Consider the following 26,894-nt stretch of genomic DNA (forward strand, 5'->3'; position numbering starts at 1 on the left):
TTTTGGTTCCTTGCTGTCGCTGTGTCGTGGGGTCTTGCCTAGTGGAAGGATCTTCCGCCGTCCGCTGCCAATGCTGCTCCCGTAACATACGAGGATTCGTGGCTAGTGAGGAAAAGAATGGTTCGGGCAATCTCGATGGGATCGGCCAGGCGGTTGAGCGCATAGTTGCCGACGTTGGCCCTGAACCCGTCTGCCATTGCAGTATCCACCATGCCTGGACAAACAGTGTTGACCCGGACTTTGGGGGCCAGTTCCGCAGCCAGTGCCTTGGAGAGCGCCACAACCCCGCCCTTTGACGCGGCGTAGGCCGTAAGGCCAGGCGCGTTTGGCAACAGTCCGGCTGCCGACGCGATCGTAACAACCGTCGCGGACGGTTCCTGTACCAGCCACGGTATGCTCGCGCTGACCACGTTGTATGTGCCCGTGAGGTTAATGTCAATAACCCTGCGCCAGTCCTTGGAAGACACCTCGGACGCCAGCCCTTGGAACATGATTCCGGCCGCATTGACGACGCCGTCAATCCCGCTCAGAGCTGCGGCAGCTTCTCCAACTGCACCAGTAACTGCCTCGTCGTCAGTTAGATCCACCGGAAAAGCCCAACCAGCAAGCTCCTCGGCGACAACCTGGAGATTTTCTTTGTCACGGTCCAGGAGGGCAACGGATGCCCCTTCCTGGGCAAAGAGCCGGGCCGTGCTTCGTCCAATTCCGCCTGCTGCGCCGGTGACAACAATCCTGCGTCCTTGCAGCCGCTTGCCCGGCTGGTCTGCGTGGTCGTTCATACTCATGCTCCCTTGTAGATTCCTTTTACATTGAATGGGCCCGCCGCGAAGGCGGGGAACTTTCGCTTCCCGGCGCGACGGCCTGGAGTGCTGGGGGCCGGAGTCCAGCACAGAATTGGGCAATAGACTTTGCTGGGCCCTTCCCAGCCGTCGGGTATCGCCTATTCGCCTGCGCGCTTGGGAATCTCAATCCCGTGAAGCACGCCCATGCGCTCAAAGTGGCCGTAGATGCGGTCCACGTAAGCACCGAAATCGGGCGATTCGACGAGTGCGAGTGGCCGCGGGCGAGGCAGGTCGACGGCTATCTCGTCTACTACTTGGCCTGGAGTTGGGCTCATCACGAAGATCCTGTCCGACAGTCCTACTGCTTCTTCCACGCTGTGGGTAATGAAAATGACCGTAGGTTTGTTGCGTAGCCAGAGCGCTTCAAGGTCAGCGCGTACTTGGAGGCGTGTGAGTGCGTCAAGGGCGCCAAATGGTTCATCGAGCAGCAGCACGGACGGCTCGTGCACGATAGTGCGGATGAGGGATACCCTTTGCCGCATTCCGCCGGACAGCTGCCGCGGATATTTGTCCATGGCTTTTTCCAGATGAAGTTGCTTGAACAGCTCTGTGGCACGCACCCGTAGCGCCTTTTTATCCAAACCGCGGATATCTGCGTGAATCAGCACATTTTCCATAGCCGTACGGAAATCCAGGAGGAGATGGTCCTGGAAGGCAATCCCAATGTCCGTGTACGGCTTGTTTACGGTTGTACCACCAATGCGGATAACTCCTTCTGTTCGGTCCAGGAGGCCGGCAGCCATGAGCATCAGGGTGCTTTTGCCGCAGCCGGAGGGGCCGACGATCGATATGAATTCACCTGGCCTGATATCCATGGTTACCGGTTTCAGGGCCTCAAAGGAGGTTCCTTTCGAACTGTTGAACGTCTTGCCAACACCTTCGATGGAGATGGGAACGCCCGCAGTCCTTTGGTGCAATACGGTGTCGCTCATTTGTAATGCCTTTCTCTTGATTGAGGACGTGCAGATTCTCCCGGACCACCGGTCTCGGGGATCGGTAGCCCGGGTATAGAACCTATTTGCAGCTGCGGAGTTCCGACTCTGGCGGAAGGTAGTCGTATGAGACCGCTTTTGAGAAGTCGAGAGGAGCTTTCAGGAGTTTGGAGCGGGTAAGCTGATCGTTGGTGTGTTCCCAGCGGTCGGGTTCAGCGCGTCCGAGGAATTTTGCGTTGGCTTCACACATCAGGGGAAGCAGCAATTTCAGTTCGTCCCGGACTACGTTGTCACGGGAGTCGGGCTGAAGTTGTTTGACGGCTGTGACAGCGCGCTCGGGATCGTCGATAGTGCTGGACCAGCCTTTCAAGCTGGCGGCCACAAACTTCTTCACGGCGTCCGGGTGGCTTTCGGCAAAACTCTTGGTGGTGAAAATCGAGTGGGCGACCGGGGATACGCCATAATCCTTAAACCAGAAGTTCTGGACTTTCGCGTTCTGCTGTTCTAGCGAGACTACCGTGTCATGCCCGCCTACCATGGCGTCAATGTTCTTTTGAAGGAGGGCTGCCGGCAAGGAGGCAAAGGGAAGGGTCGAGATGGTGACGTCGTTTTCGCTCAATCCATTTAGTTGAAGGAAGAGCGGAAAAAGGAAAGCGTGCGCGCCGCCCTGGGAGAGGCCGATGGTCTTGCCCTTGAGGTCCTGGACGGACTTGATGCCTGACTCCTCGAGGGCTTGGATAGCGATGTTTGTCACTTGGTTGTCGGTGGCCACGATTACTAGGGGTGCGCCCTGTTCGATCTGCTGGCTGATGGCGACGGCGTCGGCAACGCCCATGTCGGCCTGGCCGCTTGCCACAAGCTGAACCGCCGTGCCTGAACCTGTACCCTGTTCAATTTTCGCATCTACACCGGCGTCCTTGTACAAGCCGTCGGCTTGGGCAACTGCGAAGCCAGCTGTTGAGGCCGACCAGGAAAAGTTCATTTGGAAACGCACGGGTGTTCCAGTGCCGGCGCTGTCTGAAGCGGCAGGAGCTGAGCAGCCGGAGAGCATCAACGCTCCCGCTGCCAAGGCAGCTGTAACCAGTGCAGGAATGCTTCGTCGCATTTTTAGTCCTTCGGATCGTTTCTGAATTGCCTAATGTCTCGGTTGGTGGGCTGGAGGCCTTACCTTGTGGTTTGAGCCGGCCCGGCTTGTCTTGCTATGCGGAGCGGCGCTGCCAGGGAGTGAGCAGCCATTCGATTGCCTCGACCAGGTAGTTGACGATCACTCCGATGACGGTGAGGATGACCAGAATCGCAAACATATACTCGGTATCGAATGCGCCGCTTGCGCGCAAAAGCGCGTAGCCCAAGCCGCTGTTGGATCCCAGGAACTCGGCGACAAGTGCGCCGGTGATCGCGATGGTGGCCGAGGTCTTGATGCCGGAGAAAATTACCGGCAGTGCTGCCGGGAACCGAAGTGACCAGAAGGTCTGCCACCTGCTGGCACCCATCGACCGGGTCAGGTACAGGAGCCGGTCGTCGAGGATGCGGAAGCCGCTGATGCTTGCCATCAGCAGGGGGAAGAACGTTATAAGGATCACCAGGCCGATTTTGGTGTTGATGCTGAACCCGAGCCAGACCAGGAGCAGCGGCGCTACTGCAATTTTTGGCACAAGCTGAAGGATGATGACCTGCGGGTAGAGCAGCTGCTTTGCAGTCCGCGATAGTGCAATTAGCAAGCCCAGAGGTACGCCTATCACGATACTAAGAACCAGGCCGACAACGATCACGACGAGGGTCGACTGGGTATGCGTCCATAGGCTAGCGGCGTCGTGTACAAGCCGTTCGATTACATCGACAGGCCCGGGCAGCAGATAGGCGGGAATCTTAAACAGCTCGACTACTGCAGCCCACAGGGCAAGGATTGCTACGAAGACCAGCAACGGCAGTGCCGACCAGGCGACTGAACCAAGGCGGCGCCGTGTCGCGGCGGCTTTTCGTTGCTCGGGTTTGGGCGCATCCAGAGTTGGCCGAGGGCTTACGGCAGACTCTGTATGGGCAGGACGGTCAACCGTCAGGTTTTTCCTTTGCATGAACCTTCTCTTCCTTGAGCGGAACGCGAACCAATATCTGAGCCCAAGGCGCGTGGCGGGTTGCTATGCCTCGACTGCTGATGAAGGGTGAGATTCGTAGGGCCTATAAGCCCTTGGAACAGTGACTTCCTGAAGAACGGGGAGCGTCTTCTGTTGAACCGGGTGTGGTGTGTCCGTAATCACTTGAAGCTCGATGATTGAGAATATCCGGCATTATCGGAATTAGTCAACAGGGTCCGCGTGATTCGTTCGGGACATCCTTCAGGTGCAGTGCCGCCTGCTCGCGCTCGACCGCCCCAGTGCCCGGGTCCCTGATCTACCCTCCCGCGCGGTCCTCCCGCTGCGGCGCCGGACGGTCCATGCGGCCGATCTTGCGACTAATTCATACTATTTACAATATCCAGAACTGTGAGATAGTGTTCACAAAGGCGCCCGGTTCGGCACGAATGCAGCGGCCGGGCCGGGCGCCAATCCATCGGCTCCCGTCGGGGATGACATCAAATTTTTGTGAAGGAGCAGGATTATGCGCGTCAGCAAAGCAGCCGACACCGGCAGTGAAGCGGTCGGGACCATGCGTGAAGGGAAACTGGACCAGAAACACCTGTTGTTCGGTGAAGATGGGTCGCCCAACAATTACGACCTGAACATCGGTGTTACAGGCAGTGGTGGGTGGGGTACCCCCCGGCACAGGCACACCTTTGACCAGATCCGTTACGTCATTGAGGGTCGCTTGCCTTACACGGAAGAGAACGTGCTGGAGCAGGGCTGGGTCGGTTATTTCCCCGAAAGCGTCTACTATGGGCCCCAGGCCCGCGCCGAAGGCCTGCGGACGATGGTCCTGCAGGCTGGCGGCGCGAGCGGCCAGGGCTATCTGAGCGCCGCGCAGCGCGAAGCGGGTAACGCCGAACTCGCCAAGACCGGTGAGTTCAAGAAGGGTCTCTACCACTTCACGGACGCTAGTGGCCAGCCCCAGACGCTTGATGGTTCGCAGGCAATTTTCGAGCACGCCACCGGCCGTAAGCTCGAATTCGCAACCCCGCGATACGAAGACGTCATCGCCATCAATCCTGAGGCTTATGACTGGCTCCCCTCAGGTGATGAAGGTGTCTCAGAAAAGTGGCTTGGAACTTTCACTGAGCGTAAACTGCGCACGGGCTTCTTGCGTCTCGAACCCGGTGCTGTTTACCGCGCCGGCCAGTTCCCCTCCATCGAGATCCTCTTCCAGACCAAGGGTCAGGTCACCGCGAGCGGTGAAAAGTACGGTCCGGAGACCGGCTACGAATTCCTCGCCAACGAAGGCCCGGTCCCCCTTGAGGCCATCGAACCCACTGAGTTCCTCCGCGTAGTGCTCCACACTTTCTAAGTCGATCGACGTAGGGCGGGGCCCATGGGGCCCCGCCTTTCGTTGACCGGCGATTCCCTGACTTACGAGAAGGAACTCATTGTAATGACTGATGCCTCCAGTGGCGCGACGCTGCGCGACCAGGAAATGCTGCAGGGAGACAGCGCCAACGGCACCGCTTCGATGCAGGTTAGTGGCGACCCCGTCAGCGGGGTCTCCGCTCCAGCTACTGTGCTGCTGAGGAAACTCGCAAAGGCAGGAGTTTCAACTGACTCTTCTTCACGCAGGCGTGCTGAATATTCCTACGACGCCTCGAACTACCGTGTCGAACCCCTCGCGGTCTCCTTTCCCCGGAGCGTTGATGATGTCGTTGCCGCCGTCGCAGCGTGCCGGGAGAGTGGTACCTCTATCATTGCCCGGGGCGGCGGCACGTCCATGGCCGGCAACGCTATCGGCCCCGGTCTCGTCCTGGATTTCTCGCGGCACATGAACCAGGTCCTTGCCATCAATGAAGAGGCGGGAACGGTGGAAGTCGAGCCCGGCGTCATACTCTCGGTCCTGTCCCGAGAGGTGGAGCGGGCTACGGATGGCCGCTGCACGTTCGCGCCCGATCCTTCATCCAAGAACCGCGCCACCGTCGGCGGAGCCATTGGCAACGACGCCTGCGGCAACCACTCTGTCCGTTACGGCCGGACCTCGGACCACGTATCCGAAATTGACGTCGTCACCTCCGATGGAGCTCTGCTTACGGCGACCGAAACAGGACTGCGTGCCACCGATCCCACAGACTCCTTTTCCGCCGCCAGGGCAGACGCGCTCTCGGCGTCGCTGACCCAGCTGGCACAAGAGAACCTGAGCACCTTCCGGCTGGAACTCGGTTGCATCCCCCGCCAAGTCTCGGGCTATCACTTGGAAAATCTACTGCCCGAGAAGAAATTTAACGTCGCCCGCGCCGTCGTCGGCTCCGAGGGCACCTGGGCCGTAGTCGTGGGCGCCCGCATGAAACTCGTACCAAAGCCAGCCGCAGCCCTGCTTGTCTGCCTCGGCTACAACGACGTCGTCGACGCCGCACGCGACATCCCCACCATTCTGGACTTCTCGCCTGCCGCCGTCGAAGGCACCGATGAGGCCATTGTCGCGACCATGCGACGCCGGCGCGGTGCCGACTCCGTCCTGGGCCTGCCCAAGGGGAAGGCCTGGCTCTTCGTCGACCTTGACGGCGATGACCTCGAATCAGTGCACGACCAAGCCGAGCTGCTGCTTGCACGGCTCGCCGCAAACAGCCGGCTCGTAGACGGCCGTGCCGCCGCAGACCCCGCCGAACGTGCCTCGCTCTGGCGTGTGCGGGAAGACGGGGCGGGCCTGTCCTCCCGGTTGGCTTCGGGCGGCGAGTCGTGGCCGGGATGGGAAGATTCCGCCGTCGCACCCGAGAAACTGGCCGACTACCTCGGAGACCTGCGTGAACTCCTGGCCGGACACAGCCTCACCGGGGTTATGTACGGGCACTTCGGTGCCGGCTGCATGCATGTGCGCATCACCTACGATTTGCGCAGCGAGGAAGGCCGGAAAGTCTTCCGCGCGTTCACCAGGCAGGCCGCGGAACTTGTTGTCCGGCACGGCGGGTCGCTGTCCGGCGAGCACGGTGACGGCCGTGCCCGGTCCGAACTGCTGCCTCTCATGTACTCGCCCGAAGTAATGGCAGCCTTTTCCGAATGCCGCCGCCTTTGGGACCCGCTGGGCATCCTCAACCCAGGCTCCATGACGAACCCGGACCCCATTGATTCACACCTCGCTTTGGAGGGAATCCCCGACCGGGAATGGCGGACGAGCTTCGACCTGCGCCCGATCGCTTCCGCGGGAACCAACCCATGGGTGCACGCCGTACAGGGCTGCATCGGCGTAGGAAGATGCCGCGCAGACAGCGGCGGGGTAATGTGCCCCAGCTACAAGGCGACCCGCGATGAGAAAGATTCAACCCGCGGCCGCGCCCGCGTCCTGCAGGACATGGTCCGCGGCGCCCGCACGGTTGAAGAGGGGTGGAAATCCGAAGAGGTGCGGGAGGCACTGGACCTGTGCCTGTCGTGCAAGGCCTGCTCCACGGACTGTCCCGCAGGGGTGGACATGGCCACCTACAAATCCGAATTCTTCGACCACTACTACCGAGGCCGACTGCGCCCAATAGCGCACTTCTCCCTCGGCTGGCTCCCGCGCTGGCTCAAGCTCACAGGGCACATCTCCGGGCTGGTCAATGCCGTCCTGGCGACGCCGTTGGGGAAAATCATCTCAGCAGCAGGTGGGCTCACCACCAAGCGCGCGCTTCCTCGCTTCGCAGGGGCGGGGGAGTGGCGGCGGGGAGTCGCCGCCGCCGGCGTCCTTCCTGCAGGCCAGGCCCGCGCCGGGAACTCCATAGTCCTGTTCGTCGACACATTTACGCGCGGCTTCCGGCCGGAGGTCGCCGGTGCTGCCGCCCGCGTCCTCGCCGGATCCGGCCGGACCGTCGAATGCTCGGCCGATGCCTGCTGCGGTCTGACCTGGATCTCGACCGGCCAACTGGGCACCGCGAAGCGGCTGCTGTCCAACGCCGCGGAAGCCCTCGACGACGGGACCGACCGGCCGATCGTCGTCGTCGAGCCCAGCTGCGCAGCGGCTCTCCGGAAGGACTTGCCCGAACTGGTTCGCACCGAGCAGGCCAAGCGCGTCGCAGCGCGAATCCGCAGCTTCGCCGCGTACACCGCCGACCACGTGGCAGCAGGCTGGATGCCGTCCCCGGCAAACCCCGTTCCTGAAGAAGCCGTGCTGCAGACACACTGCCACGAGTACTCGGTCTTCGGATCCAAGTCACAACGCAAGATGCTCGAGGCAGCCGGCGTAGCCAATGTTGTCGATGCTAACGGCTGCTGCGGTGTTGCAGGGAACTTTGGCTTCGAAGCAAACCACTATGACGTGAGCATGCAGGTCGCAGAGAATGCGCTCGCACCGGCTCTCAGAGCCGCCGGCCAGAGCACTGTTGTCCTGACTGACGGCTTCTCCTGCGCCAGGCAGGTAGACCAGCTCGATCCAAGCAGACCAGGCCTGCACCTCGCCCAAATCCTCGACCCGGGAACGGCCATGGCCGCCACCGCCGCTACTACCACCAGAGACCACCACACCAAGGAAACAGAGGAACTCTCATGACCACCAATGTCAGCGGCCTCAGCATCTCCGGGCGAGCACCCGAAGTCATAGCCAAGGTCAGCACCGGCGTCTTCATCGACGGAGAGTGGGGAGAAGCTGCCTCCGGCGCCCGCTTCAAAGTGGTTAACCCGGCGACCGAGGAAGTCATCGCCACCGTCGCCGACGGCGGCCCCGAGGATGCACAACGTGCCATCGAAACAGCAGGCCGTGTGCAGAAAGACTGGGCCAAGACCAGCCCCCGCGAACGCAGCGAAATCCTGCGCCGCGCGTACGACCTCGTCATGGCCCGCCAGGACGACATCGCCCTCATCATGACCAGCGAAATGGGCAAGCCTCTAGCCGAAGCCAAAGGTGAGATCGCCTACGCCGCCGATTACTTCCGCTGGTTTTCGGAAGAGGCTGTCCGGATAGGCGGTGACCACACGACATCCGGTGACGGAAAGACCCGCGTCCTTGTTTCCCGCGAACCTGTTGGACCCGTTGTTCTCGTCACGCCGTGGAACTTCCCGATCGCCATGGGCATGCGCAAGATCGGGCCTGCCATCGCAGCTGGCTGCACGATCGTGTTCAAACCCGCAGCTTTGACCCCCCTCACCTCCCTGGCGCTCGTCGATATTCTTATCGAAGCCGGACTCCCGGCAGGCGTCCTCAATGTCGTGTGCACGACCAAGGCATCCTCGGTGGTCTCACCCTGGATGTCCAGCGGCATCGCCCGCAAAATCAGCTTCACAGGCTCTACCGAGGTCGGTATCCGCCTTCTCGAGCAGGCAGCCAAACACGTCATGCGGTCTTCTATGGAACTCGGGGGCAACGCCCCCTTCATTGTCTTCGAAGACGCCGACCTCGACCGAGCTGTCGAAGGCGCCGTAGCGGCGAAAATGCGCAACATGGGCGAAGCATGCACGGCCGCAAACCGAATCTTCGTCCAGCGGCCCGTCGCCGAAGCATTCGCCCGGCGCCTCGCCGCGCGAATGGGCTCCCTTTCGATTGGTGATGGCGCCGAACCCGGCACCGACGTCGGTCCGCTCATCGAGGAAAAAGCCCTGAGGAAGGTCCAGGAGCTTGTCGACGACGCCGTCAAAAAGGGTGCGAAGGTCTTGACAGGCGGCAAACGTCCAGACCGGCCGGGCTACTTCTACGCACCCACCGTTCTCTCCGACGTTTCACCCGAAGCCGACCTCATGACCGAGGAGATCTTCGGACCCGTGGCACCCGTCATCCCGTTCGACACCGAAGAAGAAGCCATCACCAAAGCAAACGACACACCCTACGGCCTCGTGGGCTACCTCTTCACCCAGGACGTGGACCGCGGCTTCCGGGTGGGCGAGGCCCTGGAGGTCGGCATGCTTGGGCTCAACACCGGCATCGTCGCCAACGCAGCCGCACCATTTGGTGGCGTCAAAGCATCAGGCATCGGCCGCGAAGGCGGCAAAGTTGGCATCGATGAGTTCCTCGAATATAAGTACATCGCCGTCCCACGCCAATAATCAGTGCTCCCGAGGTGCTGGAAATGACTGAAACCAATCTCCCGACCACCGTGGTGCCGTAGCCAAGAGTGTGTCAGTTAGGAAGATCACGTTGAAGGAACATGCGAATATCAGCCTGTTGCCTGAACCATCCCGTCTGAAGAAGGCATTCGTTCCGGTATCGAGCAAACCGGAGTCGCGGCAAAATTGGGGCAGCCTTCGGCCGGGCGACCGTGTCACCGTTTCAGAATCCCCGCAAAACRTCTTCCAGGCGATCGTTGATGTTCTGACCCAGGATTCAGCCGTTATTTGGGTCCTTCCTGAAGCCCGGCAGTTACCTCACCAAGCGCATCAAGCTGATTGCCCTTAGGAAGGTCTTGCCATTATCCCATACTGTGAGATATTCTGTGAACTGCGGGTAAGGGCCCTGTTTTGCGCCAAGTCCCAATCTTGCGTTCGCATCCCCTCGGATCCTTGGCCTTTTCAAGGTGCCATGGACCGAGTCTTCATTTACCTGAAAAGGGACATAAGCATGTCAAAAAAAATTGCAATCCTGCATACCAGTTTCGTTTTTGTTTCAGTCGAGCCAATAATTAATGACCTTATTGCTGAATTGATACCCGATGCTGAAGTCCTGCATTTCGTAGACTCAGATGTATTAGCCACGGTTGTGCGTGAAAACGGGATTTCGGATCATAGCGAAGCGCGGATGGTGCATCTGGCGCAAGCGGCCGAAGAAGCGGGCGCCGACATCATTTTTTCTGCCTGCTCCTCTCTAGGCCCAGCGCTTGACGCCGCGGCCCGCAAGGTTCACACGCCGGTTGTTAAAATTGACGAGGCGATGGCAATACGGGCTGCTGCCGAGGGCAACCGGATTGGCGTCCTGGCTACAGTGCCAACAACCCTTGGACCGACCTCGGATCTGATCCGGACGAAGGCGGGCGAGATCGGGCGCGACCTCGCCATCGAAACGAGATTGTGCGATGGGGCCTTCTCCGTTCTCATGAGCGGAGACCGGGGAAGACACGACGACATGGTCATCGAGCAGGCGGTAGACCTCGCGAAGCAGGTGGACATGATCGTGTTGGCGCAAGCATCGATGAACCGCCTTGCTCCCGTCCTCGAGGAAAAGACAAAGATTCCGGTGCTCTCAAGTCCACGCCTCGGCGTTGATTTTCTGGCTCGTCGCGTCGCCGAGCTTTCCCCGTGACTCTTCGTACCAGCCATGGCCGTGCATTCAGGCTGTAAACCATACCCGCATGAGGAAAAAGAGCTTCTTGCGGAGAACGACAAAGGACGGAATAGCGTGTTGACTGAAGATCAATTATCAGATCGGGCACAACAGTTGAAGGCTTTGCACGAAAGCCAAGAGATCCTTCGGCTTGTCAACGTGTGGGACGCCATCAGTGCCTCGACCATCGCTGCGTTGCCGGAGACGAAGGCCATCGCGACTGCCGGCCACTCCATCGCTGCGATGTATGGTTTTGAGGACGGCACGATGCCCTTGGAATTGGCCCTAGCCGGGATCAAAACGGTCATAGGAGCGGTTGACCTTCCTGTCACAGCGGACCTTGACGATGGTTACGACAATCCGGCAGAGACCATCCGGCAGGCTATCGGTCTCGGCGTCGTGGGAGCGAACGTTGAAGACCGTCTTCGGCCTTTTGACGAAGCAGTTGCCCGCGTGCAAGCCATCGTCGCCGCGGCCAATGCAGAGGGCATTCCGTTCCAGTTGAACGCCCGTACTGATGCCATCATGTTGGGCGGCGGGCGCCCCATCCAGGAGAGCGTTCAAGACGCTGTCACACGTGGCCGCGCATTCCTGGATGCAGGGGCCGCGTTGGTGTTTGTTCCAGGAGCGCGCACCCGCGAGGTCATCGAACCTCTGGTCGAGGGCCTTGGCTGGGGGAAACTGTCTGTGGGCGGTGGAGCCCCCGGATCGCTTCCTGCCGCCCAGATGGAAAAACTTGGCGTAGCCCGAGTTTCGTATGGTCCTTTTACTCAACGTGTCGCTCTGCGCGCGCTTCGGGACCTTGCAACCGACCTGTATGCGAAAGGTGTCGTTCCCAACGATACCCCGCAACTAAATTAGTGCATGGCGCGCGATGTCCGCACTTGCCTCACTCAACATTGAACGGCTGCGCTTCTTACATTGGGTGACTTTTTAGCCCAGGTGGGCCCCGACATTTAGCCCTGAACGGCGGGGGTCCCAGCTCACGACAACTCATTGTCTGGCCGGATATTGAACTGTGCTGGAGCCGGCGGCAATTTCGGCCACGGAATTGGCGCCGGCTCTAACCTCTTTCTTTTAATCGCAGTGCTGCTGTGTAGCCAGCCTGGGACATCGTCCTGCGCCAATCACCCGGACCTCCGCCACGGTGCCAGCACGGAACGTCGCTGGCACCGCTGACATGGCGGCCATTATCGCCGGCGAACGCAATCAGACAGTGGTTGAGTAACTGGCGCGGGCGAGCATGGACAGCGTCTGCTTCGGTAGGACCAGGCCCCAAACGATAGGTGTCCCGCGGCTGGGCACCGACTCTATCGGCTGGCGCTGCTGCACCGACGGCTTTCCTGTCGCCTTTCAACGCACTCACGGCACTCCTGCGCACCCCATGTTTTTGGAATGGACGTCCGGAAGCCGAACTGGCACAAATCACCGAGGCCGCGCCCCTGCCTCAGGGAACAGGGTTTGGGCCCGTCACTGCCGCCGCCTGTTTAAGGCCGGGACATTGAAGACCTCCGCCAGCTTAGACAGCTGCTCGGAGGTCTTCAATGTCGTCCAACAGTAGGTCAGCGCTGTACGAAAGTGTTGGCAGGTGCGTTGTCATCGGTTGAGATCATGATGCTCTTGGTTTCGAGGTATTCGTTGATAGCCTCGATTCCTTGCTCCCGTCCCAGGCCGGAGCCTTTCATTCCCCCAAACGGCACCATGTAGCTGTATGAACGGTACGTGTTAACCCAGACTGTCCCCACGTGGAGTGCTTTTGACATCCGCATGGCACGTCCGATGCTCTTCGTCCAGACACCGGCGACAAGCCCGTAAGCAATGTCATTACCAATCTGCACAGCCTGTTCTTCATCCTCAAACTCGATGATTGAAAGGACCGGCCCGAAGACCTCTTCCTGGGCAATGCGCATATTGTTTGTCACATCTGCGAATATGGTCGGCTCGATAAATTGACCGCCGGTCAAGCCAGGGCCAGTTGCCGGCTTTCCCCCAAGTATGCATCGTGCCCCGTCGGCCTCGGCGATATCGATGTACTGGAGGACCTTCTGGTACTGCGGAGGAGTGGCAATGGGACCGACATTGGTCTGTGGATCCATGGGATCACCGAGGCGGATGCTGCGGGCGACGTGGAGGAGCTTTTCGGTGAAGACCTCCTTGACGGAACTGTGAACAAGAAGGCGGGAGCCTGCCGTGCACATCTGGCCAGCGGCTCCAAAAATTCCTGACACGACGCCGGCAGCGGCCAAATCGAGGTCGGCGTCCTCGAAAACGATGTTCGGTGATTTTCCACCTAGCTCCAGGGACACCCGCTTCATCGAGCGCGCGGCCGTCTCGTATATCTTTGCTCCCGTTGCGTCAGAGCCGGTGAACGTAATCTTCGAGACCGCGGGATGCTCAACCAGCGCCGAACCCACTTCGGGTCCTAGGCCGGTGACAACATTGAATACGCCATCAGGGAGACCGGCCTCCTTCAACAGCTTGGCGAATTCAAGGGTGCTGGCAGAGGCAAACTCGGATGGCTTGACCACGACGGCGCAGCCAGCTGCCATCGCGGGGGCGCTTTTAACAGTGGCGAACCACAGTGGCGAGTTCCAGGCGGTCAAAGCGGCAACGACGCCGATGGGTTCGCGAGTTGTAAAGGCGACGGTGTTAGGTTTCGCCACTGGAATTGAGGCACCCTCCACCTTGTCTGCCAGACCAGCGTAGTAATACCAGCAGTCAGCGATAGCCTCCAGTTGGCCGTGCATTTCGGCAAGCAGCTTTCCATTATCGCGTGCTTCGATCTCCGCCAGCTGCTCCGCATTCTTGGCGACGACGTCCCCAATGTTCCGCAGAATTTTACCGCGGCCGGATGCAGACAGAGTAGCCCAAGGCCCCGTTGTCATGGCTCGGTGGGCAGCGGTAGCAGCGCGGGTTACATCGTCGCTGTTGCCGCGGGCAATCTGGGCCCACGGCTCACCCCGATAGGGATCAATGGTGTCGAGCCAGAGCCCACCTTCAGGATCAATCCAATCGCCGTCGATATAGTGCTGGTACTTAGTCACTCGTTTGCTCTCCTATGAGTTGAGTCTTGCGCACGTGCATGTCCTGACCTGGCGGGTCCAGTGTGATTTTTCGGCGGGCAAGTTAGCGCCGTGTTCGCAGATTCAGGATATCCCATATTGTAGGATACTTATAGCCATCTCGCGCAAGGAAATATTGCAAATTTCTCTCAGTTGAGGTCACGTTCGCACCGCTCGTTAGGGTCGGCGCCCCGCCCGTTCGTCAGGATCGAATGGCGAAGCTGCAGGTTGCTTCCTGCCACGTCGAGGATTTGCCGTGGCGCGAATGAGCTCCCTGGCCGTTCGCGCAAGCCGATATCTCGCCCCTGACTGTGGATTCACGCCTGCGGCAAGCGTAGCCTCAGCAGGCGATCGTCGTGCGCGCCGGAAGTCCAAAGCCCCCTGAGGCTCTTCACCTGGCCGATGCTGTCGTCCTTAAAGGAGCTGTATGCCTGGCTGGAATGCTGATGCTGCTGCCTGCCCGCTGGAGTCCGGTTCGATGACGTTGGTGGAAGGTTCGTCCTTCTGCATATCGTCGCGAAATGGCGATATTCATCCGGAGTATCCCCACGGTGTCTTTTACGAGGACACGCGGATCGTGTCGGGTTGGAACCTGACGATAAACGGTGAGCCGGTGGAGCCTTTGGCGGCCACCTTGAAGGAACCGTACAGGGCCCTATTTGCGGGACGCGTGCGAGGATCGGACGGCCATGTTGAGACCCCGCTTGTTGTTGAACGCCTTCTGAGGTGGGTGCTGGAATCCCGGAACGGATCACCCTCCGCAACTACTCGACGTTTCCAGCCCGTTGCAGGGTCAGTCTGAGAGTCGAAGCAGACTTTGCTGACCTCTTCGAGGTGAAGGAAGCAAGGTTCCACCGGCGTTGGGACGAATCACGTGAGGCAACAGCAGAAGTGCTGACCATAGGGGCATCCTGGCAGGACATCCGGAAGCATGTGGTCATCTCGGCGCCTGGCGCTGAGTCATCCCCGGACGGAATTGCCTACCGCATTGTAGTTCCGCCGCATGGATTTTGGAGTACACGCATGAGTGTCGCTCCCGGCGCCCACGCGCAAGGGCAGGGCGCGCAGTTCATTCGCAGGACGAAGCCCTTTTGGAGACGCGACCCCGCCTGACTTGGCCGATAACCGATGTTCTGTCGTCGGGACGGTCGGAGGGTCTTGTCATGATGCTCATTGTCTTCTCCGCCATGTTAACAATGAAGGAGGTGCAGCCCTCGTGTTGGATGTCTCATCGTTCTGCCGGGCGGAGTGTTGCCGGATTTTGGTTTGTTCGACCGATCGGTGTGAGTCGTGCCCTGGCCGCCGCCTCATCCCGGCAGAAGGCTCCAAGCGGGCGAAAATGCTGAGACTTAGCAGGCGGTCTCTAGTGTGTGCCGGCTCCCATTTTGCTGGTGCCGATCCGAATGCGCATAGCAGCGTCGGGTCCTTTTCTTCGGTGGCGGTGGAGCAAAAAAGAAGTGTGAACAATGTCCACACTTTCCGCTCCGGATTGGCCCGTATAGCCGCCGGACTGGCCCGTATTCCGCATGTTTTCGGGAGTTCCCAGTGTTCGCAAGGCCTTGAATCCCGTTCGAGTCCCACCTCGGGCACTGTGTTGTCGCAGGTCAGGGGCCTATATGGCCCCTGACTGTTGACAAAACCCCCAAATCTGTTGGCACGGATCTAGCATTTTTATGTGGCTAGTATCCGGAAACGCGTCAAAAAGGACGGCTCTTCGTCCTTCATGGTGGTCTGGCGCGACCCCAAAATCCGGAAGCAACAGGGCATCACTGTCGACTCCGCGCATGAGGCTGAAACTCTGAAACGGTTGCTCGATGCGAATGGACAGTATTTCGAAATCGCGCAGCAAGCACTGCTGGACAACAGGGCGAAAATTCCGACTGTTGGCGAATTGATCCAGGAGCACATTGACCTGCTGGTCCGGCCGACGAGCGGGACCGTGAAGACCTATCAGACCATGCTCGACCTCCATGTGAAGAAGGTCATCGGTCACGTCCCTGTCGACAAGCTCGACTACCGGATGATCGCGTACTGGGTGAAGTCGATGATGGCCAAAGGTCGGTCATCCAAGACGATCAAGAACGTCCACGGGTTGATCTCTGCATCCATGAACACCGCGGAGATGCTGGGGTACATCACCCGCAATCCATGCCGGGGTGTGCGGCTGCCCAGCGTTGAGAAGGCCGAGGACGAAATGATGTTCCTCACCCACGCCGAGTTCGGGTTGATCATGGACGGCTGTAAACCATGGCCCTGCTCTGGCTCGGACGGCAGTGGGAGCCACCCGATCGCAGACATGGGGAACGAGCGGTCTCGGCTTCATCGCAAATTCGCGATGTGACACAGTTCCTACAGGCTGCATGTGAAGAATCGGCCCGGCAAGCTGCCGGACAGAACAGACATGATCATCCCGGGAGCAGACAAAGGACCGGTTCGCGTCATTGTCCGGCAGATGCCGAAGGAGTTACCGCTGTCCTTCTGCCGGAGCGGGGACTTCTTGAAGGCCGGATAACAATTCCAAGCTCATAGCAATTGTGGATATTCGCTCTTCCACGCTGGCGTTTGGCGCAGCGGCTACTTTAAGGCCGCGAAACCCTGTCTGTTCTCCCGGTCCTGCGGCGAGGAGGCATTCCTGGATCCGTCCAGCCGTCATCAGGGAGAGGGGCTCCAGCAGTCCGTCCGACGGTCCGGGCGAACTCGTCTCCGTGCCTGGGCCGGATGCGGCAGGAGCCGGGGGGACATGGACGTCTGCCCATGCAGGCCCGAAGCGTGTGTCTGCGTATGCGCAGCCGGAAAGAACGACTCCTGCCAGCAATCCGGCATCGCGGAGGTACGTGATGTGGTCAAGTGCGGCCTCCGGTCTCCGCTGCTCAATGACGGAACGTCCCCAATTGATGGACATGCCCACGGTGCCGCCGGATGCATTGGCGCGATGAACCGTTTCGGCTTCAGCTTCCAGGGTCAGGAAGCCCTTGGAAGGCGTTTGGCCAGCAACGTAAGCGTCACAGTGTTCGAGGACAACCCGGGCTCCCTGCCAGTCCCAGGAGCAGATCTCGGCCAAGGATTCGTTCAAGGCGGTGACTGCGGCTTTGCCGCTGGAGGCCACAGGGGCTGAGTGGATTTCCACCGCCGTGACGGCCGGGCGTCCAACTCGTGAATTCAGCCTGGTCACGGCCTGCAGGGCTTCATGAACGAATCCAATGGCAGCGCGGCGGCCCGCTGTTGAGGTGGACGCCAGGCCGAATGCGGGGTCTGCTCCGAGCCTGGCCATGGTTCCGGGGATGGTTGTCACCACATAATCTGCGTGTTCGGGAAGCTGCTGAAGGAACCAGTCCTCGTCGTCCTTATGAAGGGCTCCGGTGAACGGAACTTCCAGGCCAGCGACGTTTGGCAGCGCCAGAACAGATTTCAGGAATGTTCCTTCGGCGACCGGGTCCCACACAATCAGGCTTGGTGCAGCTGCATACGCTCCGATGAAAAAGGCATTTTGTTCGTAGTGTTGAGGCATTGTCGCTCCACGTTTTAGACCGGGCGAGGGGTGATGTGACGAGCTGAACGGGAGGTGTTTACTGCAGGTAGCGGAACGCGCTCCATGATGCTGTGGCAATCAAGCAGCCGCGGCGGTGCCGTGCGGCGAAGCACGGTTGCCTCACGGGACCCATCTTGAAGACTGCCTGGCCGCCGCAGCCAAGGCATACCAACTGATGCCGACGCCGCGCTTGCCAGGACCAGTCTTTCGCCCCGTATTCCAAGGCGTCCCAGTCCGTTCCGTCCAACAAACTCAGCGCGCGTCTCATTGCTGGCGCCAGGAGGCAGAAGGATTGTGTTCAACGGCTGACCGGTTCATGGGCCCTCAGCAACGGCAGTTCTTCGCGGCGCGGAAGGCCTTCCCAGTCGCCGGGGACGAGGCAAACGAATGCGCCGGCACTTGCCGCGGTCTCCAGCCGTTTCTGCGGCTCCATTCCGCTAACCAATTCAGCCAGATAGCCCGCAACGAAGGCGTCACCGGCGCCGACGGTGTCCACGGCATCGATGCGTGTGGCCTCTTGGGAGAATTCGGTGCCATCAATGAGTGCAAACGCTCCGGCTGCGCCCAGCTTGATGATTACCTGGCCAGGGCCCAGCGATGCGATCCTTCGGGCGGCCATCTCAGCGCCACTGCCATAGGGTGCTGCGCCTACGGCGAGTTCAGCCTCCTCAAGGCCGGCAAAGACAATATCCACTAAGGCGATGATGTCCCGATAAGCGCTTCCAGCGGCTGCTTCGTCCCAGAGCCGGGAACGGTAGTTCAGGTCGAAGGACACGGGAACGCCGGCCGCCCTGGCGGTACCAATGGCATAGTGAAGCGTTATGGCGGCTTGTGGTGATAGCGCGGGGGTTATGCCGCTGACGTGGAGCAGCGCGGCCCCGGAGATGAGTTGTTCATCGACATCGTCCGGGGCGATACGGGATCCTGCGCTGCCTGAGCGGTAGTACATGACTTTTTGGGAGGTGGACGTCCGACGCTCCTTGATCATCAGGCCCGTGGGGGCTTCGTGATCCACAGTGATGCGGACATCCACGCCTTCAGCCCGGATCTCCCGTTCCACGAGTTGACCCAGGGAATCGTCACCGACCCTGCCACACCACACTGATTGGACGCCCAAGCGTTGAAGGCCGATCGCGACATTTGATTCCGAGCCTCCTATGCCCAGGCTCATGCTTGATACATGTGCCAAGGGTCCGGGTTGGTCCGCGGCCATGAGGGCCATGGTTTCGCCCAACGTGACTACATACGGTCTGCGCTTCATGCGGCAGCACGCGCTTCGTCAACGAGGGCTCGAAGGCGACGCGCCCTGTCCGTCAGTTCTCCGAGGTCCCCGCCGCTGAAGGCATCACCCAGCAACGGGCCTCCCAGGCTGACTGCCAAGGCTCCGGCTTTGATCCAGGCTGGGACGTCCTCGATCTCTACCCCGCCGGAGGGAACCACTTGGATGTCCGGGAAAGGGCCACGCAGTTGCGGAACATATGCTGGACCCACCGCGGATGCGGGGAAGATCTTGACGGCCGTGGCGCCCAGTTTCCAGCTGGCATGCAGTTCGGTGGGCGTCAATCCACCGGCAAAGATGGGGACGTCCCGCTGGACGCACGCAGCGATGATCTCGGACTGGGTCGTGGGGGTCACGATGTACGCGGCGCCGAGGTCCAACGCCGTTTCGGCGTCAGTGGCCGTAGTTACCGTTCCGACGCCGATTTCCACACCGTCGCCGAATCGATCCCGCAATAGTGGGAGTTCATCGAAGACGCCTGGTGTGCTCAGCGTCAGTTCGATGCTCAGCACACCGCCCTGCTGGAGTGCGTCGATCACCGGAGCATACTCCCGTGCGTGCCGGGCCCGAAGGACAGCGACGACGCCGGTATCGCGGAGCATCGCTGACAGGTCCGGACGGATGGGAATCTCCTTGGTATCGAGCTGGAGCATGATGTTCCTTCGTGGTGTGGGGTGATCAGTCATGGGTGATCAGTCAACGAGCGCTGGGGTGCTAGGCGTCGGTGGCGGAGAGCTGGTTATTTACGACCATTGTTTGGAGAAGGGGCCGGTTTGGGCGGGCGTCCTCGGGATCGGTCAGATCCCGGTTCAGCGTTTCCGGGGACATCCGTGTGGCAATGAAGCTTACGGCCATGGTCAAGGACATGTAGATGGCGATCGGGATCCAGGAGTTGCTGAACATTGCCAGCAGGCCTGCGCAGATCATGGGAGCGACGCCGCCGCCGATGATGGAGGAGAACTCCCGGCCCAGGGTCACGCCTGCGTAGCGGTAGCGGCTGCCGAAAATCTCGGGGAAGTAGCTCATATGTACTCCGACCACGCCTTGGCAGGCGAGCATGAATCCGATGATGATGACCATGACGATTGCTGCCGGGGAGCCCGTTGTCAACAGCAGGAACGCGGGGGCGGGGAAGAGGATCAGGGCCCCGGTAATGAGGGAAACAACGCGCCTGCGTCCGATCTTGTCGGACAGGATGCCGAAGGATACTGCCGCCACGCCACCGCAGAGTGAACCGATGAGAAGTACGGGTGGAATGAATTTCGGGTCGGTGCCCACGACGGTGATGAGGTAGGAGGCCATGAAGACTTGGATGGTGTAGGACTGGGTGCTGACGCCGAAGTTCATGAGGATGACGCGCAGGACGTTGGCCTTGCCGTTCTTGGCGACTTCCTTGAGCGGTGCGGGCGGGACTGTGCGGGTTTGCTTGATTTCTTCAAAGACCGGAGACTCGTCGAGTTTGCGCCGGATGACAAGGGCGGCAATGGTGACGAAGATGCTGGAGAGGAACACGAGCCGCCAGCCCCAGGTGAGCATGTCGTTCGGTGCCAGTGCTTGGGCGGCGATCCATACGAGGGCACCTAGTGCGGTACCGGCTGCCGCGCCGACCATGATCAGTGATGCAAAGCGTCCCCGGGTACCTGGAGCAGCCGACTCTGTCAGCAATGTGGCACCTCCGGATTGTTCTGCGCCGGCGCCGAAGCCTTGGGCGGCCCGGCAGACACACAGGAGGATCGGTGCCAGGAGTCCCACTTGGTCGAAGGTGGGCAGCAGGCCGATGACCAGCGTTGCGCCGCCCATGAGCAGAAGGGTTACAACGAGGATCCATTTCCGGCCCAGTCTGTCGCCGAAGTGGGAGAAGAATATTCCACCCAGGGGCCGGAAAAGGAAGCCTACGGCGAAGGTGGTGAAGCTTGCGAGGAGCGCGGTCGCTGGGGAAATGTTGGGGAAGAAGAGTTTGCTGAAGACCAAGGCCGAGGCCGTGCCGTAGATGACGAAGTCATAGAGTTCCAGCGTGGTACCGATGAGACCTGCGACGGCGGCCTTCCGGACCTTGGTTTGGTCCACGGGCGTTGGTGGGAGGTTTGCTGCTGTCGTCATTTCCATACTCCTTTGAATGGATGTTTCTGTGATGCTCTCCGGCGGCATCCGTGCCGTGCGGGGGTGTTTAGTAGCTGATCAATACTTTGAGATTGCGCGGATCGTTGACAGGAGCCGTGAGGGCCGCTGCTGCGTCGTTGAGTGGATAGGTGGCCGTGATGATGGACCGCAGGTCCACTTTCCCGGATACGGCCAGGCCGATCGCCGTCGGGAACGCGTTGGCGTACCGGAACGCCGTCACAAGGTCGATTTCGTAACGCTGCAGGTAGCCAAGCGGAATGCCGTCTACTGTGGGCCGGGCTTGCCCGACCACCGTGGCGCGGGCGCCCGGACCCAGTGTGTGGATGCCATCGACGAGTGCGCGGATGTTTCCGGAGCATTCGATGAGGCGGTCCATGTCTTTGAGGTCAAGTGGTTCCGTGGAGGTGTTGATGGTGCGTGTTGCTCCCAGCCGGGCAGCGACGGCGAGCCGGTCGTCGTTGACGTCCGTGACAACGATTTCGCTGGCGCCCTCGGCCGCTGCGACCTGGGCCACGAGAAGGCCAATGGGTCCGGCACCAGTGACCAGCACCCGATGCCCGCTCTGGACCTGCGCGCGTTCGACGGCCCAGACCGCCACGGCGAGTGGCTCGATCGCGGCTCCGATTTCGGCTGGTACGGCTTCAGGTAGCGCGTGGAGGGTGGCGTCGGCCACCACCACGTGGCGGGCAAAGAGCCCGTCCGTGGGCGGGGAACCGAAGCAGATTCCAGTTGGGCACACGTTGTAGCGGCCGGACAGGCATGCCGGGCACTCCCGGCATGGCATGGCCGGTTCGATGACGACGGCGGTACCGACGGCGGTGCGGGCCTTTCCGCCGGCGGCAATCACCACGCCGGCGCCCTCGTGGCCGAGGATGGTGGGTTGGCCAAGGACGTTGCTGCCATTGCGACCCTCTGCGAAATAATGCATGTCGGAGCCGCAGATTCCACCGGAACGCATCTCCACCAACACGTCGTTCGGGCCAAGCGGTTTCAATTGTTTGTTCTCGATGCGGATATCGCCGGCGCCATGCAGGACGGCTGCTTCGGTGGTCGTTGGCAGATCCGTGCGATGTTCCGAAAGGATGGTTTGGGTGTTCATGGGGTGCTCCGGTGGGCTGCGTGGGGGCGGGATGTCGGATTGCCGGCATCGGCGATGGCGGCCAGTGGGCCGTGGGAATGCAGGATGTCGATAAATTCGCCGGTGCGTTCGATGAAGTCAGTGCGCTCGGCAAGTTCCTCGCCGAGGAGATGGTGATCGGCCAGGACACTTTCGGCCAGCTCATGGCCGGAGCGGGACTGGGCCGCCAGACCGGACAGGAGGCGACGGGCGGGATCTTCCATGGCATCTGCATGTTCCCCGGGCTCGAAGCCACCCAACGGTGCGAGGCAACTCAGGTAGGCCGCTGTGGTGAGTGCCAGAAGCTGCGGCATGGTCCCGGCGTCGAGCATTTTCAGCGCCGGCAGCGGAATACGCTGCCTGAGTTTCACCGAACCGTCGGAACCGACTTGGCTGGTGCGGTGGCCCAAAGCCGAGTTGCGCCAGCGTGAGAAGAGTTGCTCCTCGTAGGCGCCGACGTCCACCCCGGCGGGAACGTTGACGCTGGGCAGGTACTCGTCGCGCAGCACCGTACGGGCTGCCTGTTCGATGTGGGCCTGCGCTACCGATTCAGGGATAGTGGCGGCGCCTGAGAGTGCACCCAAGTAAGCGATCAGGGAGTGGGTGCCGTTGAGGAGCCGGACCTTGAGCTGTTCATACCCGGCGACATCGTTGGAGAAAACAGCACCTCCGGCTTCCCACATGGGCCGGCCCGCTATGAAGTTATCTTCCATGATCCACATGGAGAAGGGTTCCGCCGGGACCGGGATGGCGTCGATGTAGCCGCGTTCTTCCGCGACAAGGGCTCGGTAGTGTTCGGTGGTGGCCGGTACAATCCTGTCCACCATCGATGACGGGAAACTCGCATGGGCATCGATCCATGCCAGCGTTTCCGTTGCTTCGGCAGCTGGCAGCCTGGAGGCAAATTCGCGGACCAGCCGCTGTGTATGGTGGCCGTTGTCCGCCAGGTTGTCGCAGCTAAGGATCGTGATGGGTTCTGAGTGTGTGCGGGCACGGTGTTGAAGTCCGCGGAGGATTTGGCCGATCGGCGTCTTGGGCGCGGTGGCATTGAGCAGGTCGTGTTGTACGGCCGGATCGGCGAGGTTCAACGATCCGGTGGAGGGTGAATAGGTGTAGCCGTTCTCGGTCACGGTGAGGGAGACAATCCTGGTCACGGAATCACCGATGGCAAGAGGCACGCGCTCCGGATCCTTGGCTGCCACAAAAGCGTCGGTGTGTACCCGGGGGATCGAAAATCCCGAGCCTTCGGGGGAGATTTCCACCACGGTATAGAGCATGTCCTGGGCGTGCATGGCGTCCGTGACAGTCGAGGACCGGCTGGAAACGCCGATGATTCCCCAGTCGCCGCCGCCGGCTTTAATGGCCGCGTCGGTGTAGACGGCCTGGTGGGCGCGGTGGAAGTTGCCAAGACCCAAGTGGACGATGCCCGCAGGAGGGGCGATGCGGCTGCTTATGAGGCCAGGTGTGCCCAGCGAGAGTGGTGGGGTCTTTGGGGATGCCATGGTTTACCAGTCCTTCATGGAGCCGTCGAGCTCACGGGCAATCGGCAGGTAGGCCTGCTTGTACGGGAAGCGGGCGGCGGCCTCTTCGTCCACCTCTACGCCGAGGCCGGGTTCGTCGCCTGGGTGCAGGTACCCGTCCTCGAAACGGAAGCTGGAACGGAACACCTCCGACACGAGGGGGTCGTAGCCCATGTACTCCTGGATGGCGAAGTTGTATGTGGCAAGGCCGAGGTGCAGCGAGGCGGAGAGATTGATGGGGGAGACATCCGAGGGACCATGCGGTGCGCCCTTGATTTGGTAAACCTCGGCAAGGGCGAGGATCTTGCGGACGTGGGAGATGCCGCCGGCATGAACCACGGCAGTGCGGATGAAGTCGATGAGCCGCTCGGTGATAAGTAGTTCCGCGTCCCAGATGGTGTTGAACACCTCACCTATCGCCAGCGGAATGGTGGTCTGCTGGCGGAGCGTCCGCAGCAGGCGCTGGTTCTCGGCGGGCGTCACGTCTTCAAGCCAGAAGAGATCCACGTCCTCCAAAGACCTGGCCAGGCGGGCCGCTTCGGTGGGGTTGAGCCGGTGGTGGACGTCATGCAGGAGTTTCAGTTCAGGGCCAACATGGTCTCGGACCGCGGAAAGTACCCTGGGGGCGTGGCGAAGATACGCCGAGGTGTCCCAGTCCTCCTCCACTGGACCTACGCCGCGGCCCGCCGGCTCGTAACCCGCCGCGCCCTTGGTGACGCCGTAGACCTTGTCCAGGCCGGGAACGCCGGACTGGGCGCGCACGGCGCGGAAGCCCTGCTCACGGCGCTCGTCAACGGAATCCAAAAGTTCAGGCAGGTCCCAACCGGTCGCATGCGTGTACGTGAGGATCTTGTCTCGTGCGGCGCCGCCGAGGAGCTGGTACACGGGGACGCCGAGGGCCTTGCCCTTGATGTCCCAGAGGGCGAGGTCAATGGCGCCGATAGCGGCCATGGTTACCGGGCCCCGGCGCCAGTAGGCGCCACGGTAGAAGTACTGCCAGGTGTCTTCGATACGGTCCGCGTCCCTGCCCAGAAGGGCGGGTGCAAGGTGGTCCCGCAGGTAGCTGGCCACCGACAATTCGCGGCCGTTGAGCGTGGCGTCGCCCCAGCCAACCAGGCCGTCATCGGTGGTGATTTTGAGGGTGACGAAGTTGCGGCTGGGGCTGGTAACAAGGACGTCGACGTTGACGATTTTGCGGCTCATTTGGAAATCACCACATTCTTGAGAGGTTCGCCGTTGGACAGTCTGGTGACGTTTTCGGCGATTTCGAGGGCACGATTTCGGAAGGTTTCCGCGGTAACACCGGAGGAGTGTGGAGTCATGATGACGTTGTCGAGTCGCCCGAAGGGATGGGTTGACGGCTCGCCGCGACCGTCGGTCCCGGGATACTGGTACCAGACGTCGACGGCGGCACCCGCGATACGCCGATCCTTCAGGGCTTCGTAGAGGGCGGCTTCGTCCACGACGGGTCCGCGGGCCACGTTCACGAGAAGCCCGTCCGGGCCGAGATCATCGAGTTCGGCGGCCCCGATGATTCCCGCCGTTTCTTCTGCCAGCGGGATGCTGATGACGAGGACTGTGGATTCGCTGAGGGCTTCGCCGAGCCGTTTGGTGGTACCGGCCCAGCGCAGGGCATTGGCGTTGGCGTCGATATTTCCATTGCGTGTTATGGCGATTCCTTCGGCGCCGAATGCCTTTAGCAGGTTCCACGCTGCGCCGCCGATGTGGCCGAAGCCGAGGAAGGTCACCACGGCGCCACGAAGAGTTTCTGGCTGGCTGATGGAAGTCGAATAGACCGACGAGGACCACACACCCGACCGGAGGGCGGCGTCCTGGCCGAGCAGGTTCCGGCGGAGGGCAACAAGCACAGTGGCCACGTGTTCAGCGATCGAGCTTTCGTGGTGAAAGGTATTCGCGCAGACAACACCGGAGGGTAGGGCGTCGGCCTCGATGCCGTCGTAGCCGGCGCCGCCAACGTGGACCAAGCGAAGGTTCCGCGCCGCTGCGCCCATGGCGCCAGTGAAGCGCGGGCCGACGTAAACGTCTGCGTCTTTGAGGTCTGTAAGCACTGAATGCTCGTTCCAGCTCTCATGCCAGGAAGTGACTGATCCTTCGGGCAGAGCAGCTTCGAAGGTGGAGCGGTGGGGCAGCAGGTTGGGGTCTGCGATGACGATTCTCATGGTTACTTTCCCTGGAGGGCTTGGTTTGCTGTGCGTGCGGCAAATGTTGAACCGCGGACGATGAGTTGGGAGCTGAGGTGGACAGCTTCGGTGGCGGTTGGCTTTCCAGCCATCTGCTCGAGAAGGAGCTCAAGGCCAAGGGCGCCGCTTCGGTCGATGGGGACCCGGACGGATGTCAGGCCTGGTTCGGCCGCAGCGGCAATGTCGAGGTCATCGACGCCCACAACACTGATGTCTTCGGGGCAGTGATAGCCCAGCGTGCGGGCTCCGGCCAACATGCCAATGGCAACGAGGTCGTTGTAGGCGATGACCGCCGTGGCGCCGCTGGCGACGACAGAGGCCGCAGCCGCCAGTCCGCCGTCGACCGTGGCATTTTGGTTCCCGACCGTGACGAGATCAATGCCCCAGTCGGAGCAGAACTGGGTGATCGCGGCCAGGCGCTGGCGGTTGGCCCACGATGACGCAGGGCCTGGGATGTACGCGATTTTGCGATGACCCAAAGCGTGAAGGTGCTCCACGGTCTGTCGCAGCCCCTCACCGGCCTCCATCAGGACGCAGGCGGCATGCTCGGCTTCACCGTTGATGACGACCAACGGCGCGTTGCCTGCCAAGGCGTGGATCTGGTCCGAGGGGAGGCGGGGCGAGCACAGGATGATGCCGTCAACGCCGGTGGCGAAACTCTCAAGATGTGCCCGCTCCCTGGAGGAGGATTCCGACGTGTCCGCCAGGACCATGCGGTGACGGCCATGCCAAGCCTGGTTCTGGATTGCCTTGATCAATGCAGCGAACACGGCGTTTGAGATGTCCGGAACTATGACGCCAAAAGTGCGGCTGCCGTTCACCCCGGGAATCTCGTAGCCCAGCTCATCCGCTGCGGCCATCACCTTCAGCCGCGTTTCCGCGGCCAGCCGCCCTGGATCCCCGAACGCCCGCGAAGCCGTGGCCAGTGATACGCCAGCGAGCTTTGCGACGTCCGTGAGTTTTGCCGACATGAGTCCTCCAGGTGCTCCATTGAAACCTTGCC

General features: G+C 61.1%; 22 protein-coding genes. 8 read left to right on the forward strand and 14 right to left on the reverse strand.

The window, feature by feature from the left end; translation table 11 throughout:
- Nucleotides 1-38: 38 nt before the first annotated feature.
- From AB4Y87_RS14115 to AB4Y87_RS14130, 4 genes are all read right to left on the reverse strand, one after another.
- A complete protein-coding gene (locus tag AB4Y87_RS14115; protein WP_442004956.1) occupies nucleotides 39-779 on the reverse strand; it encodes an SDR family NAD(P)-dependent oxidoreductase in 741 nt (246 codons plus the stop codon).
- Between the two features lie 161 nt (nucleotides 780-940).
- A complete protein-coding gene (locus AB4Y87_RS14120) occupies nucleotides 941-1,774 on the reverse strand; it encodes an ABC transporter ATP-binding protein (RefSeq protein WP_442004957.1) in 834 nt (277 codons plus the stop codon).
- Nucleotides 1,775-1,856: 82 nt separating this feature from the next.
- Complete coding sequence (locus AB4Y87_RS14125; RefSeq protein WP_442004958.1) at nucleotides 1,857-2,879, reverse strand: ABC transporter substrate-binding protein; 1,023 nt, start codon at nucleotides 2,877-2,879, stop codon at nucleotides 1,857-1,859.
- A gap of 94 nt (nucleotides 2,880-2,973) precedes the next feature.
- Nucleotides 2,974-3,849 (reverse strand): ABC transporter permease, encoded by an 876-nt coding sequence (locus tag AB4Y87_RS14130; RefSeq protein ID WP_442004959.1) that lies wholly within the window; start codon nucleotides 3,847-3,849, stop codon nucleotides 2,974-2,976.
- A gap of 523 nt (nucleotides 3,850-4,372) precedes the next feature.
- Here AB4Y87_RS14130 and AB4Y87_RS14135 point away from each other — a divergent pair.
- The 5 genes from AB4Y87_RS14135 to AB4Y87_RS14155 all read left to right on the forward strand — a co-directional run bounded on the left by AB4Y87_RS14135 (nucleotide 4,373) and on the right by AB4Y87_RS14155 (nucleotide 11,923).
- On the forward strand, nucleotides 4,373-5,212 hold the full coding sequence (locus AB4Y87_RS14135) for a hypothetical protein (RefSeq protein ID WP_442004960.1): 840 nt from the start codon (nucleotides 4,373-4,375) through the stop codon (nucleotides 5,210-5,212).
- A 162-nt stretch (nucleotides 5,213-5,374) separates the two neighbouring features.
- Nucleotides 5,375-8,365: an FAD-binding and (Fe-S)-binding domain-containing protein gene (locus AB4Y87_RS14140; protein WP_442005135.1), complete on the forward strand. Its 2,991-nt coding sequence runs from the start codon at nucleotides 5,375-5,377 to the stop codon at nucleotides 8,363-8,365.
- Nucleotides 8,362-9,852, forward strand: a complete 1,491-nt coding sequence (locus AB4Y87_RS14145) for an NAD-dependent succinate-semialdehyde dehydrogenase (protein ID WP_442004961.1) — start codon at nucleotides 8,362-8,364, stop codon at nucleotides 9,850-9,852. The genes AB4Y87_RS14140 and AB4Y87_RS14145 overlap by 4 nt, the downstream gene beginning before the upstream one ends.
- A gap of 511 nt (nucleotides 9,853-10,363) precedes the next feature.
- Complete coding sequence (locus AB4Y87_RS14150) at nucleotides 10,364-11,041, forward strand: aspartate/glutamate racemase family protein (protein ID WP_442004962.1); 678 nt, start codon at nucleotides 10,364-10,366, stop codon at nucleotides 11,039-11,041.
- A 99-nt stretch (nucleotides 11,042-11,140) separates the two neighbouring features.
- Nucleotides 11,141-11,923, forward strand: coding sequence for an isocitrate lyase/PEP mutase family protein (locus AB4Y87_RS14155; protein WP_442005136.1), 783 nt, complete (start codon nucleotides 11,141-11,143; stop codon nucleotides 11,921-11,923).
- Between the two features lie 701 nt (nucleotides 11,924-12,624).
- On the opposite strand, the gene AB4Y87_RS14160 is transcribed toward AB4Y87_RS14155, so the two are convergent.
- Nucleotides 12,625-14,106, reverse strand: coding sequence for an aldehyde dehydrogenase (locus AB4Y87_RS14160; protein WP_442004963.1), 1,482 nt, complete (start codon nucleotides 14,104-14,106; stop codon nucleotides 12,625-12,627).
- A 445-nt stretch (nucleotides 14,107-14,551) separates the two neighbouring features.
- On the opposite strand from AB4Y87_RS14160, the gene AB4Y87_RS14165 reads away from it, so the two are divergent.
- The 3 genes from AB4Y87_RS14165 to AB4Y87_RS14175 all read left to right on the forward strand — a co-directional run bounded on the left by AB4Y87_RS14165 (nucleotide 14,552) and on the right by AB4Y87_RS14175 (nucleotide 16,465).
- Nucleotides 14,552-14,926, forward strand: coding sequence for a glycogen debranching N-terminal domain-containing protein (locus tag AB4Y87_RS14165; RefSeq protein ID WP_442004964.1), 375 nt, complete (start codon nucleotides 14,552-14,554; stop codon nucleotides 14,924-14,926).
- Nucleotides 14,851-15,237 (forward strand): glycogen debranching N-terminal domain-containing protein, encoded by a 387-nt coding sequence (locus tag AB4Y87_RS14170; RefSeq protein ID WP_442004965.1) that lies wholly within the window; start codon nucleotides 14,851-14,853, stop codon nucleotides 15,235-15,237. The genes AB4Y87_RS14165 and AB4Y87_RS14170 overlap by 76 nt, the downstream gene beginning before the upstream one ends.
- A gap of 562 nt (nucleotides 15,238-15,799) precedes the next feature.
- The gene (locus tag AB4Y87_RS14175; RefSeq protein WP_442004966.1) at nucleotides 15,800-16,465 is read left to right on the forward strand and encodes a hypothetical protein; all 666 of its coding nucleotides are present in this window, start codon (nucleotides 15,800-15,802) and stop codon (nucleotides 16,463-16,465) included.
- A 123-nt stretch (nucleotides 16,466-16,588) separates the two neighbouring features.
- Here AB4Y87_RS14175 and AB4Y87_RS14180 read toward each other — a convergent pair whose 3' ends face one another.
- The 9 genes from AB4Y87_RS14180 to AB4Y87_RS14220 form a co-directional block, all read right to left on the reverse strand.
- Nucleotides 16,589-17,632 carry a DUF4862 family protein gene (locus tag AB4Y87_RS14180; protein WP_442004967.1) on the reverse strand — a complete coding sequence of 348 codons (1,044 nt, stop codon included), beginning with the start codon at nucleotides 17,630-17,632 and terminating at the stop codon, nucleotides 16,589-16,591.
- Between the two features lie 319 nt (nucleotides 17,633-17,951).
- On the reverse strand, nucleotides 17,952-18,914 hold the full coding sequence (locus AB4Y87_RS14185; RefSeq protein ID WP_442004968.1) for a sugar kinase: 963 nt from the start codon (nucleotides 18,912-18,914) through the stop codon (nucleotides 17,952-17,954).
- A complete protein-coding gene (locus AB4Y87_RS14190) occupies nucleotides 18,911-19,585 on the reverse strand; it encodes a bifunctional 4-hydroxy-2-oxoglutarate aldolase/2-dehydro-3-deoxy-phosphogluconate aldolase (protein WP_442004969.1) in 675 nt (224 codons plus the stop codon). Before AB4Y87_RS14190 ends, AB4Y87_RS14185 begins: the two co-directional genes overlap by 4 nt.
- 61 nt (nucleotides 19,586-19,646) lie before the next feature.
- Nucleotides 19,647-21,032: an MFS transporter gene (locus AB4Y87_RS14195; protein WP_442004970.1), complete on the reverse strand. Its 1,386-nt coding sequence runs from the start codon at nucleotides 21,030-21,032 to the stop codon at nucleotides 19,647-19,649.
- Nucleotides 21,033-21,099: 67 nt separating this feature from the next.
- On the reverse strand, nucleotides 21,100-22,152 hold the full coding sequence (locus AB4Y87_RS14200) for an NAD(P)-dependent alcohol dehydrogenase (RefSeq protein ID WP_442004971.1): 1,053 nt from the start codon (nucleotides 22,150-22,152) through the stop codon (nucleotides 21,100-21,102).
- Nucleotides 22,149-23,672: a mannitol dehydrogenase family protein gene (locus AB4Y87_RS14205; protein WP_442004972.1), complete on the reverse strand. Its 1,524-nt coding sequence runs from the start codon at nucleotides 23,670-23,672 to the stop codon at nucleotides 22,149-22,151. Before AB4Y87_RS14205 ends, AB4Y87_RS14200 begins: the two co-directional genes overlap by 4 nt.
- A 3-nt stretch (nucleotides 23,673-23,675) precedes the next feature.
- Nucleotides 23,676-24,893 (reverse strand): D-mannonate dehydratase ManD, encoded by a 1,218-nt coding sequence (gene manD / locus AB4Y87_RS14210; protein WP_442004973.1) that lies wholly within the window; start codon nucleotides 24,891-24,893, stop codon nucleotides 23,676-23,678.
- Nucleotides 24,890-25,870, reverse strand: coding sequence for a 2-hydroxyacid dehydrogenase (locus AB4Y87_RS14215; protein ID WP_442004974.1), 981 nt, complete (start codon nucleotides 25,868-25,870; stop codon nucleotides 24,890-24,892). The genes manD and AB4Y87_RS14215 overlap by 4 nt, the downstream gene beginning before the upstream one ends.
- Before the next feature lie 2 nt (nucleotides 25,871-25,872).
- Complete coding sequence (locus AB4Y87_RS14220; protein ID WP_442004975.1) at nucleotides 25,873-26,862, reverse strand: LacI family DNA-binding transcriptional regulator; 990 nt, start codon at nucleotides 26,860-26,862, stop codon at nucleotides 25,873-25,875.
- Nucleotides 26,863-26,894 lie beyond the last annotated feature (32 nt).

This window comes from Paenarthrobacter sp. RAF54_2 (assembly GCF_052113945.1).
Lineage (GTDB): Bacteria > Actinomycetota > Actinomycetes > Actinomycetales > Micrococcaceae > Arthrobacter.